This is a genomic window from Arthrobacter sorbitolis (genome assembly GCF_054510995.1).
On sequence record NZ_JBTNDM010000003.1, the window covers coordinates 288704 to 303630 of the forward strand.

General features: G+C 70.8%; 14 protein-coding genes. 8 read left to right on the top strand and 6 right to left on the bottom strand.

Annotated elements, in window-relative coordinates:
• Positions 1 to 118 precede the first annotated feature (118 nt).
• Both ACX80K_RS09795 and ACX80K_RS09800 read left to right on the top strand, forming a co-directional pair.
• On the top strand, positions 119 to 985 hold the full coding sequence (locus ACX80K_RS09795) for a glycerophosphodiester phosphodiesterase (RefSeq protein ID WP_459271665.1): 867 nt from the start codon (positions 119 to 121) through the stop codon (positions 983 to 985).
• A gap of 39 nt (positions 986 to 1024) precedes the next feature.
• On the top strand, positions 1025 to 2839 hold the full coding sequence (locus tag ACX80K_RS09800; RefSeq protein WP_459271666.1) for a glycoside hydrolase family 15 protein: 1815 nt from the start codon (positions 1025 to 1027) through the stop codon (positions 2837 to 2839).
• A 43-nt stretch (positions 2840 to 2882) separates the two neighbouring features.
• On the opposite strand, the gene ACX80K_RS09805 is transcribed toward ACX80K_RS09800, so the two are convergent.
• On the bottom strand, positions 2883 to 4073 hold the full coding sequence (locus ACX80K_RS09805; RefSeq protein ID WP_459271667.1) for a zinc-dependent alcohol dehydrogenase: 1191 nt from the start codon (positions 4071 to 4073) through the stop codon (positions 2883 to 2885).
• 98 nt (positions 4074 to 4171) lie between these two features.
• Between ACX80K_RS09805 and ACX80K_RS09810 the strand changes: the two genes are divergently transcribed.
• Positions 4172 to 4906 (top strand): AzlC family ABC transporter permease, encoded by a 735-nt coding sequence (locus ACX80K_RS09810; RefSeq protein WP_459271668.1) that lies wholly within the window; start codon positions 4172 to 4174, stop codon positions 4904 to 4906.
• On the top strand, positions 4903 to 5214 hold the full coding sequence (locus tag ACX80K_RS09815) for an AzlD domain-containing protein (protein ID WP_459271669.1): 312 nt from the start codon (positions 4903 to 4905) through the stop codon (positions 5212 to 5214). The genes ACX80K_RS09810 and ACX80K_RS09815 overlap by 4 nt, the downstream gene beginning before the upstream one ends.
• 11 nt (positions 5215 to 5225) lie before the next feature.
• Here the strand turns inward: ACX80K_RS09815 and ACX80K_RS09820 are convergent, their stop codons facing one another.
• Entirely contained in the window at positions 5226 to 5564 is a 339-nt protein-coding gene (locus ACX80K_RS09820; protein WP_459271670.1) for a YnfA family protein, read from the bottom strand.
• A gap of 69 nt (positions 5565 to 5633) precedes the next feature.
• Here ACX80K_RS09820 and ACX80K_RS09825 point away from each other — a divergent pair, with 69 nt between their 5' ends.
• Both ACX80K_RS09825 and ACX80K_RS09830 read left to right on the top strand, forming a co-directional pair.
• Positions 5634 to 7184 carry a YcaO-like family protein gene (locus ACX80K_RS09825; RefSeq protein WP_459271671.1) on the top strand — a complete coding sequence of 517 codons (1551 nt, stop codon included), beginning with the start codon at positions 5634 to 5636 and terminating at the stop codon, positions 7182 to 7184.
• A gap of 52 nt (positions 7185 to 7236) precedes the next feature.
• Positions 7237 to 8040 (top strand): polysaccharide deacetylase family protein, encoded by an 804-nt coding sequence (locus ACX80K_RS09830; RefSeq protein ID WP_459271672.1) that lies wholly within the window; start codon positions 7237 to 7239, stop codon positions 8038 to 8040.
• A gap of 82 nt (positions 8041 to 8122) precedes the next feature.
• Here ACX80K_RS09830 and ACX80K_RS09835 read toward each other — a convergent pair whose 3' ends face one another.
• Positions 8123 to 9238: an acetate/propionate family kinase gene (locus tag ACX80K_RS09835; RefSeq protein ID WP_459271673.1), complete on the bottom strand. Its 1116-nt coding sequence runs from the start codon at positions 9236 to 9238 to the stop codon at positions 8123 to 8125.
• 44 nt (positions 9239 to 9282) lie between these two features.
• Positions 9283 to 11361 carry a phosphate acetyltransferase gene (pta, locus tag ACX80K_RS09840; RefSeq protein WP_459271674.1) on the bottom strand — a complete coding sequence of 693 codons (2079 nt, stop codon included), beginning with the start codon at positions 11359 to 11361 and terminating at the stop codon, positions 9283 to 9285.
• A gap of 202 nt (positions 11362 to 11563) precedes the next feature.
• Here pta and ACX80K_RS09845 point away from each other — a divergent pair, with 202 nt between their 5' ends.
• Both ACX80K_RS09845 and ACX80K_RS09850 read left to right on the top strand, forming a co-directional pair.
• Entirely contained in the window at positions 11564 to 11908 is a 345-nt protein-coding gene (locus ACX80K_RS09845; protein ID WP_459271675.1) for an ArsR/SmtB family transcription factor, read from the top strand.
• 12 nt (positions 11909 to 11920) lie between these two features.
• Positions 11921 to 12421 carry an SRPBCC family protein gene (locus tag ACX80K_RS09850; protein WP_459271676.1) on the top strand — a complete coding sequence of 167 codons (501 nt, stop codon included), beginning with the start codon at positions 11921 to 11923 and terminating at the stop codon, positions 12419 to 12421.
• Between the two features lie 137 nt (positions 12422 to 12558).
• On the opposite strand, the gene ACX80K_RS09855 is transcribed toward ACX80K_RS09850, so the two are convergent.
• Together ACX80K_RS09855 and ACX80K_RS09860 are read right to left on the bottom strand one after the other, a co-directional pair.
• Positions 12559 to 13704, bottom strand: a complete 1146-nt coding sequence (locus ACX80K_RS09855) for a fatty acid desaturase family protein (RefSeq protein ID WP_459271677.1) — start codon at positions 13702 to 13704, stop codon at positions 12559 to 12561.
• A gap of 22 nt (positions 13705 to 13726) precedes the next feature.
• Positions 13727 to 14836 carry a ferredoxin reductase gene (locus tag ACX80K_RS09860; protein ID WP_459271678.1) on the bottom strand — a complete coding sequence of 370 codons (1110 nt, stop codon included), beginning with the start codon at positions 14834 to 14836 and terminating at the stop codon, positions 13727 to 13729.
• Positions 14837 to 14927 lie beyond the last annotated feature (91 nt).

A 14927-nucleotide genomic window follows, 5' to 3' on the forward strand; every position in this document is an offset into this window, starting at 1 on the left:
CCTCCCGAGTCTATCGAGGCGGACCTACCGGACGAGGAGGACGGCGGGCCGATGGTGTGCCGCTGACGGGGTCACGTACCGTGATACGCACACCACCGACGACGGAAAGGGCTGCTCCGTGCCCCCTGTGATCTTCGCCCACCGCGGCAGCAGCGGCACCTACGCCGAGCACACACGCGCCGCCTACCTGCAGGCCCTCGCGGACGGCGTCGACGGCGTCGAATGCGACGTGCACCTGAGCCGTGACGGACACCTGGTGTGCATCCACGACACCACGCTGGACCGGACGACGAGCGGTTCCGGGGACGTGGCCGACCGCACCGTGGACGAACTGAGGACGCTCGACGTGTCCTCCTGGAAGGGTGTGGGCATCCCCTCCGCCTACGGCGACGCCGGCGGGCAGTTCCTCACCCTCACGGACCTGCTGGTCCTCCTGCGCGCTGCCGGGCGGCCGATCCGCCTCGCCATCGAACTGAAGCACCCGAGCCCCTTCGGGCTGCGCCTGGAGGAGGCCCTGATCGCGTTCCTCATGGATGAGGGGTGGGATCCGGAGTCGTCGATGCTGGACTCCATCGAGATCAGTTTCATGAGCTTCAACCCGGACTCCATGCGGCAGCTCGCCGAGTCGGCCCCGCACCACATGCTGTGCCAGCTGGTCGCGGACGTGGAGCCGCAGGAGGTCCGCGACGCGCTGAGCTTCGGCTCGATCGCCGAGGGCGCCCTGATCGCGGTCCTGCAGAGGGCGCTGAAGGAGGGCGAGGAACTGATCGACGCGCAGGAGGTCGGCATCGCGGGTCCCGGCGTCGAGTACGCGCGCGACCACCCCGACCGGGTGCGCGGGTGGATCCAGGCGGGGATGCGCGTGCGTGCCTGGACGGTGAACACCGCGGAGGATGCCCTGTTCCTCGCCGGGCTCGGAGTCCAGGAGATGACGTCGGACTACCCGGCCCGGATCCGGCTCGCCCTGAACGGCAACGGGCAGTAGCCGCACGACCTTGCGGGGCCGCTGTGGTTGAGTAAGAGGATGCAATCGCCGATCGAGGATTACGCGCTCCTCTCCGACCTCCACACGGGTGCACTGGTCTCCAGGAACGGCAGCGTGGACTGGCTCTGCTTCCCCCGGTTCGACTCCGACTCGGTCTTCGCCGCCATGCTGGGCACGCCCGACCACGGCCGCTGGCTGGTCGCCCCGCCGCACCCCGAGGCCGAGGTGGTGGACCGCAGCTACATCGACTCGACCTTCGTCCTCCAGACCCACTGGAGGACCCCCGACGGCGAGGTGCTCGTCACGGACTTCATGCCGGTCACCGACCGCCGGGCCAACGTGGTGCGGCGTATCCAGGGCCTGCGCGGAACCGTCACCCTGCACCAGGAACTGGAGATCCGCTTCGGCTACGGCGAGGTCCTCCCGTGGGTCACCCAGGGGACGGACGACGGCGTCCCGGTGCTCCTCGCCATCGCCGGCCCGGACGCGCTGGCGCTGCGCGGACCGCGGCTCCGGGCGAGCAACCACCGCCACGAGGGCACGTTCGAGGTGGCCGAAGGCGCCGTCGTCGACCTGGAACTGCTCTGGTACCCGTCGCACCGCGACACGCCGCAGGGACTCGACGTCGACGACGCGCTCGACGCGACGATCAGCTACTGGCGTGCCTGGGGTGCCAGCATCGTGGGGGACGGAGAATACTCCGACGCGGTGCAGCGCTCGCTGCTCGTGCTGCGCGCCCTCACCCACGAGGACACGGACGGCATCGTGGCGGCGCCGACGACGTCGCTGCCCGAGGAGTTCGGCGGCGGCCGCAACTGGGACTACCGGTTCTGCTGGCTGCGGGACGCGGCGCTGACGCTCGAGGCCATGATGACCCACGGGTTCGCCGAGGAGGCGCTGGGGTGGCGCCACTGGCTGCTGCGGGCGGTCGCCGGTGATCCCGAGGACCTGCAGATCATGTACGGGGTCGCGGGCGAGCGGCACCTGCCCGAGCGGGAGCTCGGCCACCTCCCCGGCTACGCGGACTCCGTGCCGGTGCGCATCGGCAACGGTGCCGTGGACCAGTACCAGGCCGACGTGGTCGGGGAGGTCATGGTGGCACTCGAGAAGATGCGCGGCCAGGGCGTCACCGAGGACCATTTCTCCTGGCCCCTGCAGCGGGCGCTGCTCGGCTTCGCGGAGAAGCACCTCGACGACCTCGACCACGGCATCTGGGAGATGCGGGGCGACCCGCAGCACTTCACGCACTCCCGCGTCATGATGTGGGCCGCCTTCGACTGCGCCGTCCGTGCCGTGCGTGACCACGGGCTCCCCGGGCCGATGAAGCACTGGGTGTCGCTGCGGGACCGGCTGCGCGAGGAGATCCTGGCGCGCGGGTTCAACCGGGAGCTGAACGCGTTCACGCAGGTCTACGGCGGGACCGAGCTCGACGCCTCCCTGCTGCAGCTCCCGCAGGTGGGTTTCCTCCCCTACGACGACCCCATGATGCTCGGCACCGTGCAGCAGATGGAACGGGACCTCGTGAACGACCAGGGGCTGCTGCTGCGCTACCGCACCGGCAACTCCGACGACGGGCTCGAGCCCGGCGAGCACCCCTTCCTCGCGTGCTCCTTCTGGCTCGTCGAGCAGTACGCGCACAGCGGCCGCCAGGACGACGCCAGGCGGCTCATGGACCAGCTGGTGGGCTACTCCAACGAGCTCGGCCTCCTGTCCGAGGAGTACGACGCCGAGAACAACCGGATGGCGGGCAACTTCCCACAGGCCTTCTCGCACCTGGCGCTGGTGCGGGCCGCCGACGCGCTGCAGCCCGTGCGCGGCGAGGCCGGTCCCTACGAGGCGATGGCCCGGGAGTAGTCCCGGGCCATCGTCAGGGGCCTCGTCGCCGGGAGTCCCGGTACTAGGCCGTGACGCCCTGCGGCTTCAGGACCACCTTGATGGTGCCGTCCGTCTTCTTCTGGAAGTTCTTGTAGGCGGCCGGGGCCTCGTCGATCGAGACCTCGTGCGTCATGAGGTCCGTGACGCCCAGCGGGTCCGAGGCCTCCTCGACGATCGGCAGAAGCTCGTCCGTCCAGCGGCGCACGTTGCACTGGCCCATGCGGAACTGGACCTGCTTGTCGAACATGCTCATCAGCGGCATGGGGGTGGCCGACCCGCCGTAGACGCCGCTGAGCGAGACGGTGCCGCCACGGCGGACGGCGTCCATCGCGGAGTGGAGGACCGCCACGCGGTCGCTGCCGCCGGTCTCCATGACCTTCTGGGCGAGCCTGTCCGGCAGGACGCCGACGGCGTTCTGCGCGAAGGCGCCGACGGGTGAGCCGTGCGCCTCCATGCCGACGGCGTCGACGATGGCGTCCGGACCGCGGCCGTTCGTCATGCTGCGGAGTTCCTCGGCCGTGTCCTTCGAGAAGTCGATGGTCTCGATGCCGTGGCGCTTCGCCATGTCGCGGCGTTCCGGCACGGGTTCGACGGCGATGACGCGGTGGCCGAGGTACTTGCCGATCCGCGCGGCGAACTGGCCGACCGGGCCGAGACCGTAGACCGCGAGGACGCCGCCGTCGGGGACGTCCGCGTAGTTCACGCCTTGCCAGGCCGTGGGCAGGATGTCCGAGAGGTAGAGGTAGCGCTCGTCGGGGAGTTCGTGCCCCACCTTCACAGGACCGTAGTCGGCGTAGGGCACGCGGAGGTACTCCGCCTGGCCGCCCGGGACGGAGCCGTACAGCTCCGAGAAACCGAACAGCGAAGCCCCCGATCCCTTCGCATGGACCTGGGTGGTCTCGCACTGCGACTGGAGGCCGCGGGTGCACATGAAGCAGAAACCGCAGGAGATGTTGAAGGGGATGACCACCCGGTCGCCGACCTTCAGGTTGGTCACGCCCGCGCCGACCTCCTCGACGATGCCCATCGGCTCGTGCCCGAGGATGTCACCCTTGTGCATGTACGGGCCGAGGACCTCGTACAGGTGCAGGTCCGAACCGCAGATGGCGGTCGAGGTGATGCGGACGATCGCGTCCGTGGGCTCCTGGATCTGCGGGTCCGGGACGTTCTCCACGCTGACATTGCGCTTGCCCTGCCATGTCACTGCCTTCATGGTGTTCTCCTCCGGGTAGTAAGTAGGCTTTCCTTTCCTACTATTCACCCCTTCGACACAGATGGGAAGCCGGGTATCGCCTCGCCTACGCTGGGGAGGTGGCGCTTCTCCAATCCCCGGCGGTCCGCATCGCCCTCTCCGTGGCGATCGCCACGGGACTGTACGGACTGTCCTTCGGCGCACTGTCCGTCACGGCGGGGCTCGACCTCCTCCAGACCATGGCCCTGAGCCTCCTGCTGTTCAGCGGCGGCTCCCAGTTCGCCTTCATCGGCGTCATCGCGGGCGGGGGCAGCGGCATCTCCGCGATGTCGGCGGCCGCGCTCCTCGGCATCCGCAACGGCGTCTACGGCATGCAGATCAACGTCCTGCTGCGTCCCTCCCGCTGGGCGAGGCTGCCCGCCGCGCACCTGACCATCGACGAATCGGTGGCCACGGCCACCGGCCAGATCGATCCGGACGAGCAGCGCCGCGGATTCTGGGCGGCCGGGATCGGCGTGTTCGTGCTATGGAACCTGTTCACGCTCGTCGGCGCGCTCGCGGGCAACGCCATGGGCGATCCCGCCCGCTGGGGGCTCGACGGCGCCGCCGTCGCCGCGTTCCTCGGGTTGCTCTGGCCCCGGATCCGCACGAAGGAGCCGGCTGCCATCGCCGTCGCCTGCGCGGTGGTGACGCTCCTCGCCGTGCCGTTCGTGCCCGCGGGCGTCCCGATCCTCGTCGCGGCCGTGGTCGCCGCGGTCCTCGGTCTCGCGGGTCTCGGGCCGGCCACCGAGGGGCTGGAGCCCGACGTCGAGCCGTACCCCTCCGGCCCGGGCCCGGCACGGAGGGACGCATGAGCCTCTGGGCCTGGATCCTGCTGGCGTGCGCCGTGTCGGTCGCCACGAAGTTCGCGGGCTACCTCGTGCCCGCGAAGCTGCTCGACAACCCGAGGATGCTGCGCGTCGCGGGTTCCCTGACCATCGGCCTGCTCGCGGCACTGACGGCCGTCAACACGTTCGCCTCGGGCCGGGCCCTCGTCGTCGACGCCCGCCTCATGGCCCTCGTGGCCGCCGCCGTCGCGCTCCGCCTGCGGGCGCCGTTCCTCGTCGTCGTCGCCGTGGGTGCGCTCGCGGCCGGGCTGGCACGGCTGCTGGGGGCGGTGTAGGCCGCCGCCCGTCACGCCGTCGTGCGCGGCACGAACATGATCAGTCCGACGCCGACGAGGCACACCGCCGAGCCGAGCACGTCCCAGCGGTCGGGACGGAAGCCGTCGACGAGGACGCCCCACGCCAGCGATCCCGCCACGAAGATGCCCCCGTACGCGGCGAGGATCCGGCCGAAGTTCGCGTCCGCCTGCAGCGTCGCGACGAACCCGTAGGCGCCGAGCGCCATGACGCCGAGCCCCGCCCACCACCACGGCTTCCCCTCGCGCACGGCCTGCCAGATGAGCCACGCCCCGCCGATCTCCGCGAGGGCGGCCAGGACGAACAGGAGGGCGATACGCAGGATCGTCATGGCTCCAGTCTGCCGGAGCGCCGCCCTCCGCCCCGCCAGGACCGGCAGGGCGTGTGCTTCACTGGGGGCATGATGCACAGGAGCGGGACCTCGCAGCCGGACGAGGGGGCGCTGGCTGCGGCCGCGGAGGCCTACGAAGCGGCGCTGCCGGGGCTGCGCGCGCAGTTCGCCATCGACGGCCTCGACCGGATCGGCGTCCCGACCTGGGCGACCTGGTGGCGGGGCTCCGGGGCGGCTCTCGGCGGCGTCGGGTACGGTCCGTCGGCGGCGCAGGCGCGCGTCGGTGCCCTGGGTGAGACGGTCGAGAGCGCCTTCTCCCTCCTGGCGTTCGCGCGCCTCGAACGGACGACGGCGTCGTACGGTGAGCTCCGACGTCGTCGCGGCGCGACGCGAGTCGCCGACCCGCGCACCCTCGGGCTGCCGGTGGGCTCCCCCTACTCCGACGACATGGTCCTGACCTGGGTGCCGATGCGGCGTGCCCTCGCCGCCCGGGGCACGCGCGGTTCCGGCCCCCACGGCGCGCCGACCCTCGAGCTCGATGGGGAGACCGTGCTCGTGCCGGTCGACCTCGTCGCGAGCAGTCCCTCGGAGCTGGACGGCCGGGACACGGGCGGGCGACTGCTGATGCCCGTCGCGAACGGGATGGGCGCGGGGACCGGCCTGCGGCAGGCCGTCGTCCACGGCGTCCTCGAGATCCTCCAGCGCGACGGCAACGGCCTCACGTTCCGGGCGTTCGACCGCGGCGCCGTCGTCGAGCTCGGCCCGGACGACGGGGACGCCGAGACCCGCCAGGCGCTCGGAGCCCTCCGCGCGGCCGGGGTGGAGGTGCTGGTGAAGATCGCCTCGACCGATCGCGGCGTACCCGATCTGTACGTCGTCGGGCACGCGCCCGGCGACGATCTCGTCGTCGCGACGGCCTGCGGCGAGGCCGCACATCCCGACCGGGACGTGGCGTTGCGCAAGGCCGTGCTCGAGTTCGCGTCGGCCCGCGCCCGCAAGGCCTTCATGCACGGCCCCCTGGCCGCGGTCCGACGTGTCGCGCCGGCGGACTACCTGGACGACGCGCTGTCCGCCGTGGATCCGACCGCCGAGGAGCCGCGCGTCCTCGACGCGACCGTGGGCTGGCTGACCGCCGGCCCGGAGCAGATGGCGGCGGTGCGGGCTCGCCTGGACGCCACGCTGTTCTCCCGCCGGTCCGCCGTGCGGTTCGGTGACCTGCCCACCAGCCCGGGGGCCGATCCGGCGGCGATCATGGCCGAGCACGGTCTCGACATCCTCGTCGCCGACCTCACTCCTCCCGGATCGACCGACGACGGCGCGGCCCGGGCGGTCAAGGTCGTGGTGCCCGGGACCGAGGTCGAGACCGTCGCCTACTCCCGGATCGGCGAGGCAGGCGTGCGGAGGCTGATCGACGACGGTCGCGACGATCTCGCGCGCGTGGGCCGGCGGCCCGGCGGTGACGGCTGGCGCGAGGTGATCCTGACGACCGAGGCCGTCGAGCGGCTCGGCGGTCCGGCGTGGCTGGACCGGGACGCCGTCGGCGCCGTCGCGGCCGGGCTGCTGCCGCTGTACCGTGAGCCCGGCCGGCACACCGCCCGGCTCGTCCTCGGGGAGCGGTAGTGCCTCCGACGAGCGCGCCGGCCCCGACGAATCCGACGAATCCGACGGTGCGATGAGCACGGGACAGAGCGAGGACGAGCTCGAGAGCTACATCCTCGACCAGGGTGAGCGACCCGGGGGAGCGTCGGTGGTCCTGCTCGACGACGCCGCCGTCGCGGCCGGGGCAGACCCGACCACCCTGGTGCCGGGCGTCCTCGGCCAACTCCCGGAGCCGCTCCGTCGGCCCGCGCCGTTCACGTACGAGGCCTACGTCCTGCAGAGCGTCCTCGGGGAGTCCCTGCTCGAGAGTGAGGGCGCCGGGTGGTCCCGGGACGAGCTCCGGGCGATCCCGCTCGTGGCCCTGAACTTCCACGACGTCTCTCCGGACCACCTCGAGGCCGTGGACCGGCGGCTGGCCAAGCTGGCGAGGCTCCGGGATGTCCTGGCCGGCGACGACGGGGGATCCGGCCCGCGTGTCGTCGTGCTCCTGTTCGACGGGTACGAGGACGCGGCACGGATGATCGTCCCGATCTGCGAACGGCTCGGACTCCGTGTCGTGATCCTGCCCATCGCCGTCGAGGTCGAGGACGACCGTGCCGGCACGCTGGGCGACGACGAGCTGAGCCGGCTGGCCCGGACGCACGCCTTGGGCTTCCACACGCTCACGCATCGCATGGCGGACGAGATCACACCGGCGACGGTGACCTCCGAGGTCACGGATGTCGTGCACCGGCTCACCCGCCTTGCCGGCCGTGCACCGCGCGTGGGCGCGTGGTGCGGCGGGGCGCGATTCGACGAGAGCCTGCTCGGGAACCGGCGGCTGCGTGAGCTCGGGGTGACCGATCTCGTGTCGAACTGGTCGTGGGAGACGATCTAGGGCGTCCCGCTGCGTGGAGTACGGACGCCGCCCTGCCCGGGACCGGTTCGACCGCCTTTTGAGGGCAGCGTCGTGGGCCGTCTCAGGAGGCGTCGACGACGGCGGCCGTCGCCTCCGCGATGGCCGCCTCCTCGTCGGTCGGCACCACGAGGACGGGGAAGGCCGACCCCTCGGAGCTGATGACGCGGGCCTCCTTGCTGCGCTCGGCGTTCTTCTCCTCGTCGAGGTCCAGGCCCAGCGCGCCCAGCTTGGCGACGACGGCGGATCGGAAGGCTGCGGCGTTCTCGCCGATGCCCGCGGTGAAGACGAGCGCCTGCGCCCCGCCGACGGCCACGTGGTAGCCGCCCACGTACTTGGCGAGCCGGTAGGAGGCCACCTCGATGGCGGTCCGCGCGCGGTCCTCGCCCCTGTCGGCGGCCTCGGTGACCGAGCGCATGTCGTTGGTGCCCGCGAGGCCCTTCAGCCCGCTGCTGCGGTTCAGGAGCGTGTCGAGGTCCTGCTCCGAGTACCCCTCGCGCAGCAGGAACAGCAGGATGGACGGATCGATGTCACCCGAGCGGGTCCCCATGACCAGGCCCTCGAGGGGTGTGAAGCCCATCGAGGTGTCGATGCTCTCGCCGTCGCGCACGGCCGTGACGGAGGCGCCGTTGCCGAGGTGCGCGATCACGCCCGTGAACGTGTCGGAGCCGAGCAGGTCGGCGGCCCCGCGGGCCACCCAGGCGTGGGAGGTGCCGTGGAAGCCGTAGCGGCGGATGCCGAACCTCCGGTACAGCTCGTCCGGCACGGCGTAGCGCCAGGCGTGCTCGGGCAGGGTCCGGTGGAACGCGGTGTCGAACACGGCCACCTGCGGCATGGACGGCCACTTCTCGGTGAGAGCCCGGATGCCGGTGACGGCCGCGGGGTTGTGCAGGGGCGCGAGCGGGTTGAGGCGCTCGATGGCCCGCGTGATCTCGTTGTCGATGAGCACGGGCTCGCTGAAGCGCTCGCCGCCGTGCACCACGCGGTGCCCGACGGCGTCGATCCGGCGGTCCCCGAGCGCTGCCGCGACCTCGCCGTCCACGCGGTCCAGGGCGGCGGCGTGGTCGGGGACGTCGGCCTCGCCGATGCGTTCCACCAGTCCCTCCGCCAGGACGTCGTCGCCCTCCCGGACCTGGTACTTGAGCGAGGAGGAGCCGGAGTTGATGACGAGGATGATCATGGGGTCCTGTCCGAGAGGAGGCGGGGAGACGGGTAGGTAGGGGGTCAGGAGGCGGGCTGCTGCGCCTGGACGGCGGTGATGGCCACGGTGTTGACGATGTCCTCGACGGTGCAGCCGCGTGAGAGGTCGTTGACCGGCTTGCGCAGACCCTGCAGGACGGGCCCGACGGCGACCGCGCCGGCCGACTGCTGGACCGCCTTGTAGGTGTTGTTGCCGGTGTTGAGGTCCGGGAAGATGAAGACCGTCGCCTGCCCCGCCACCGTGGAGCCGGGGAGCTTGGAGGCCGCGACCGAGGCGTCGACGGCGGCGTCGTACTGGATGGGCCCCTCGACGGCGAGGTCGGGGCGCTGCCGGCGCACGATCTCCGTGGCGCGGCGTACCTCGTCGACGGCCCCACCGGAGCCCGACTCGCCCGTGGAGTAGGAGAGCATCGCGATGCGGGGCTCCACCCCGAACTGGGCGGCGGTCTCCGCGGAGGCCACGGCGATGTCCGCGAGCTGCTCGTCGTTCGGATCCGGGTTGACCGCGCAGTCCCCGTACACGAGGACGCGGTCCTGCAGGAGCATGAGGAACACCGACGAGACGATCTTCGCGCCGTTCTTCGTCTTCACGAACTCGAGCGCGGGCCGGATGGTGTTCGCCGTGGTGTGGGCCGCCCCCGACACCATGCCGTCCACCTTCCCGAGCTGCACCATCATGGTCCCGAAATATGCCCCTTCGAGCATGCGCTCACGGGCCTGGTCCAGCGAGACGTTCTTGTGGGCGCGGAGCCGGGCGTACTCGGCCGCGAACTCATCGCGCAGCTCCGACGTCGCGGGGTCGATGAGCGTGATCCCGGTGAGGTCGATGCCCTGTCCCGAGGCGAGTTCGCGCACACGGGCCTCGGGGCCGAGGACCGTGAGGTCGCAGACGTCGCGACGGTGCAGGATCTCGGCGGCCTTGAGCACGCGGACGTCCCCTCCCTCAGGGAGCACGATGTGCCGGCGCTCGGCCCGCGCCCGCTGGATCAGCTCGTGCAGGAAGCGCAGCGGGGTCATGCTGACCGGCCGGGGGAGTTCGAGGCGCTCCAGCAGCTCGTTCTCGTCCACCTGCCGCGCCCAGGCGCCCAGGGCGGCCGCTGCCTTGCGGCGCAGTCCGCTGGCGATCTCGCCCCGCACCTCGCTCACGCGGCGCGCCGCGGTGTAGGTGTCGTCGTCGAGCGCGAAGACGGGGAACGGGGCCTGGGCGAGCAGGGCGAGGATGCTGGGTTCGGGGGCGAGCCCGCCGGTCAGCACCATGCCCGACGGCACCGGGAACTCGGGCGAGAACGACGACGCGAGGGTCGCCACGTGCACGTCGGCGCGGTCGCCCGGGACGATCACGAGGGCGCCGTCCGTCAGCAGGTGCAGGAAGTTGCCCACGTTCATGGCGGCCACGCGGACGCTCGTCACGTCGCGCTCGAGGTTGGAGTTGCCGGCGATCTGGCGTGCCCCGAGCGCCTTCGACACCTCGGAGACGGTCGGCTGGGAGATCTCCGCGAGTTCCGGGATGACGTAGACGGGACGCCCGGACTTCCCGGGCCGCACGTGCTCGCTGATGGAGGCGACGGCGTCGTCCGCTGCCCGGTTGACCATCATCGCGAGGAGGGACACCTTCGCGGCGTCGAGTTCGCGGCGGGCGACGTCGACGGCGTCGGCGGCCTCGTCGACGGACATGTCCTTTGCGCTGACGACGGCGAGCACCATGGCACCGAGGTTGTTGGCGAGGCGCGCGTTGAGGTCGAACTCGACGGCGGCGTCGTTGCCCGAGAGGTCCGTGCCCTCGACGATGACGACGTCGCACTCCGCAGCGATCTCGCTGTAGATGGCGACGCAGCGGGCATCGATCTCGGCGCGGTCGCCGGCCACGAGCAGGGCGCGGGCCTCGGCGCGGGTCAGCCCCCCGCGGGCGCGGCTCTCCGGCAGGTTGAAGCCGCGCTGCATGAGCATCACCATGGGGTCGGCGGCGGGGTCGCTCCCCTCGACGATGGGCCGGAAGAAGCCCACGCGGTCGGCGTGCCGGTGCAGCATGTCGGCGAGTCCCAGGCTGATCAGGGACTTGCCGGAGCCGTTGGTCATGGCGCTCACATAGATTCCGCGGGTCATGGGCCCAGTCTTGCAGGCTCCCGGAGGGCCCGCCATAACGGGTGTCACGCCGCCGTCCTGGTGTCCTGCGGCATCGGGAGGACAGCGATGACCGCCTCTTGACGCTGTGGGTGGTCGTTCCTGCCCTGTCGACACGGGGTCCGTCAGGATCCCTGATCCGGAGTCTTGACGGGCAGCGCCGCCGCGCGTAACGTACAACCACATGGTTGTAAATCAGATGCAGGAGGACGAGGTCGACCGCCTGTTCCAGGCGCTCGCCGACGCCACACGGAGGGACATCGTGGCGCGCGTCCTCGTCGCCGAGTATTCGGTATCCGGACTCGCCGAGCAGTACGACATGAGTTTCGCCGCCGTGCAGAAGCACGTGGCGGTGCTCGAGCGGGCATCACTCGTCACGAAGGAGAAGCGCGGACGGGAGCAGATCGTGCGGGGAGAGGTCGACGGCGTGCAGAAGGCCCGCCGCCTGCTCGACGACTACGAGAGGATCTGGCGGCAGCGCGTCGACCGGATCGGGGACATCCTCGCCCAGGACGAGGATCGGACATAGGGAGGCACCATCATGGCGGTCATCAGTGCGGAGAAGGACACGCAGGAACTCAACTTCCGGCTCGTCGCCGAGTTCGACGCCGACGTCGAGCGGGTCTGGCGGACCTGGGAGGATCCCCGCCGGCTCGAACGGTGGTGGGGCCCGCCCACGTGGCCGGCGACGTTCGACACCTACGACTTCGTGGTCGGCGGACGCGCCGAGTACTACATGACGGGCCCGGACGGCGAGAAGGCGCACGGCTGGTGGATCATCACCGGCATCGACGCGCCCACCCGCCTCACCTTCGACGACGGCTTCGCGAACGAGAACCGGGAGCCGATGGACGAACTCGGCCGGACCCACGCCGTCGTCACGCTCGAGGACCTCGGCGGCAGGACGCGCATGACGCTGGTCACCGGTTTCGAATCGCTCGAGCAGCTCGACCAGATGGTGGAGATGGGCATGGAGGAGGGGCTGAAGGGCGCCCTCGGGCAGGTGGACGCCATCCTGGCGGAGGAGGACGCCGCCGTGTGACGCCGGTCCGGCGTCGAGAGGACAGCAGTGACCGCCGAACAGCGCTTCGGCCGGTAATCCCTGTCCTCCGTGCTGAGGGGCAACGAGGAAGCGCCGCCGCCCCGGAAGGACGGCGGCGCTCTCGCGTACTCGGGGCCTTACGCCGTCGCGGTCTTCGACCTGCGGGGCGGCAGGGCGAGCTTGAAGATCTTGGCCCAGGTGGAACCGACCTGCTTGGGCAGGGGACCCGTGGTGTAGGGGAGCTTGTAGCGGGTGCAGATCTCACGGACCCTGACCGCGACCTCGGCGTACCGGTTCGAGGGCAGGTCGGGGAAGCAGTGGTGCTCGATCTGGTGGGACAGGTTGCCGGTCATCAGGTGCATGAACTTCGAGCCGGAGATGTTGGCCGAGCCGATCATCTGGCGGACGTACCAGTCACCGCGGGTCTCGCCCTCGACCTCTTCCTCGGTGAACGTGTCCGTCCCCTCGGGGAAGTGGCCGCAGAAGATGACGGCGTGCGCCCAGAAGTTGCGGATGGCGTTGGCGGCGAGCGTCCCGTACAGGGCCTGCTTGCCGGAGCCGGTCAGCATCGCGACGGCAGGCGTGGCGGCGTAGTCCTTGGAGAACTGCTTGACGACCTTGACGCCCACGGCCTTGAGGTCGCGGTTCATGGCCTCCTTGGACTTCAGGCCCTCCTTGTACTCGGGGATCTCGAGGTCGTACAGGGCGATGCCCCATTCGAAGACCGGCGCGAGGATCGCGTTGTACAGGGGGTTGCCGAGGTTGAACGGCTTCCACGGCTGATCGGGGTCCATGCGGAGCAGGTTGTATCCGACGTCCCTGTCCTTGCCGATGACGTTGGTCCAGCGGTGGTGCAGGTCGTTGTGGGTGTGCTGCCACGAGCGCGCGGGGGTCACGAAGTCCCACTCCCAGGTGGTGGAGTGGATGTCCGGATCGCGCATCCAGTCCCACTGGCCGTGCAGCACGTTGTGCCCGATCTCCATGTTCTCGAGGATCTTGGCGAGGCTCAGCATGGCCGTGCCGGCGAACCAGGCGGGCTTGTACTTGCTGAACAGGAGGGTTCCGCGCCCGGCGAACTCGAGGGAGCGCTGGACCTTGATGACGCGGCGGATGTACGCGGCGTCGGTACTGCCGCGCTTGGCCAGGATCTCGTCGCGGACGGCGTCGAGTTCACGGCCGAGCTCCTCGACCTGCTCGTCGGTCAGGTGCTTGGCGGCGTCAGGGCGGACCAGGGGGTGGCCGGACGCCGCGAGGGCGCCCGGGCGGGTCGCAGTGGTGGTCATGGGAGCTCCTCCGGTTGGGGGTTTACAGGTCGAGGTTGACGGGTCCGGCGGCTGCCGAGACACAGGTCTGGATGAGTTGGCCGGGCGTATTGTGCAGCTCTCCTGTGCGGAGGTCGCGCACCTGGCCGGCGCGGAGCGGGATGAGGCAGCTGTGGCAGATGCCCATCCGGCAGCCGCTCGGCATGAGGACGCCCGCGTCCTCGCCGATGTCGAGCAGCGGGGTGTCGCCGTCGGCCTGCACCTCGCGGTCGGACTGCTCGAAGGTGACCAGGCCGCCGTCGTGCCCCGCGCCCGCCGTCAGGTCGGTGCTGAAGCGCTCGATGGTCAGCGTGCCGGTCGCGGCCTGTGCTTCCGCTCCCGCCGCGACGTTCGGGACGGTGCGTGCCTGCTCGACGGCGGCCTCCCGCTGCCACAGGTCCTCGGCATCGTTGAGGAACCCCTCGGGCCCGCAGGCGTAGGCGGCACGCGAGCGCCAGTCCGGGCAGAGGTCCGCGATGGTCTGGGCGGTGAACTGCAGGCGACCGCGGGCGCTCGTGAACCAGTGGCGGACCGTGAGGTTGGGGAACTGGTCCGCCAGTTCGTCCAGCTCCTCGCGGAACAGGCTCTTCTCCGGCGTGCTGTTCGAGTTGATGAGCACCACATCGGCGTCCGGCCGGCGCGGGACCAGGGTGCGGATCATCGACATGACCGGCGTGATGCCGCTGCCCGCCGTGAGCATGAGCAGGGACCGCGGGTGCTCGGGGAGCACGAAGTCGCCCTGCGGCGGGGCGAGGAACAGGACGTCCCCCGGCTTCGTGTCGCGCACCAGCACATGGGACACCGACCCGGCGTCCTTGACCGTGATGGCGGGATCATGGCCGGCCGCGTTGCTCAGGGAGTAGGAACGCCACTGGCGGACCCCGTTGAGCTCGACGCCGATGCGCGCCCACTGCCCGGCCTGGTGGGCGTGCCAGCCGTGCCCGGGGCGGAAGTAGATCGTGGCGGAATCCTCGGTCTCATGCGCGACGCGGGTCACGATGCCGCGGAGCTGGCGCGAGGAGTACACCGGATTGAACAGCGCCAGGAAGTCTTCCGCCGTCAGCGGGGTGGTCAGCGCGGCCGTTGCACGCGCCAACTTCATGAACCGGATCATTGAACCAACGATATAGCCTCTCCCGCTAATACTCTGCACCCGTGGCATAGAGTTGGGGGAGAAGAATTATCTTGACGAAACAGATCGGAGT

Coding starts and splice junctions, on each gene's coding strand:
- ACX80K_RS09850 (WP_459271676.1), top strand. CDS start 11,921: ATGGCGGTCATCAGTGCGGAGAAGGACACGCAGGAACTCAACTTCCGG.
- ACX80K_RS09815 (WP_459271669.1), top strand. CDS start 4,903: ATGAGCCTCTGGGCCTGGATCCTGCTGGCGTGCGCCGTGTCGGTCGCC.
- ACX80K_RS09805 (WP_459271667.1), bottom strand. CDS start 4,073: ATGAAGGCAGTGACATGGCAGGGCAAGCGCAATGTCAGCGTGGAGAAC.
- ACX80K_RS09835 (WP_459271673.1), bottom strand. CDS start 9,238: ATGATCATCCTCGTCATCAACTCCGGCTCCTCCTCGCTCAAGTACCAG.
- ACX80K_RS09825 (WP_459271671.1), top strand. CDS start 5,634: ATGATGCACAGGAGCGGGACCTCGCAGCCGGACGAGGGGGCGCTGGCT.
- ACX80K_RS09800 (WP_459271666.1), top strand. CDS start 1,025: ATGCAATCGCCGATCGAGGATTACGCGCTCCTCTCCGACCTCCACACG.
- pta (WP_459271674.1), bottom strand. CDS start 11,361: ATGACCCGCGGAATCTATGTGAGCGCCATGACCAACGGCTCCGGCAAG.
- ACX80K_RS09830 (WP_459271672.1), top strand. CDS start 7,237: ATGAGCACGGGACAGAGCGAGGACGAGCTCGAGAGCTACATCCTCGAC.
- ACX80K_RS09855 (WP_459271677.1), bottom strand. CDS start 13,704: ATGACCACCACTGCGACCCGCCCGGGCGCCCTCGCGGCGTCCGGCCAC.
- ACX80K_RS09860 (WP_459271678.1), bottom strand. CDS start 14,836: ATGATCCGGTTCATGAAGTTGGCGCGTGCAACGGCCGCGCTGACCACC.
- ACX80K_RS09820 (WP_459271670.1), bottom strand. CDS start 5,564: ATGACGATCCTGCGTATCGCCCTCCTGTTCGTCCTGGCCGCCCTCGCG.
- ACX80K_RS09845 (WP_459271675.1), top strand. CDS start 11,564: ATGGTTGTAAATCAGATGCAGGAGGACGAGGTCGACCGCCTGTTCCAG.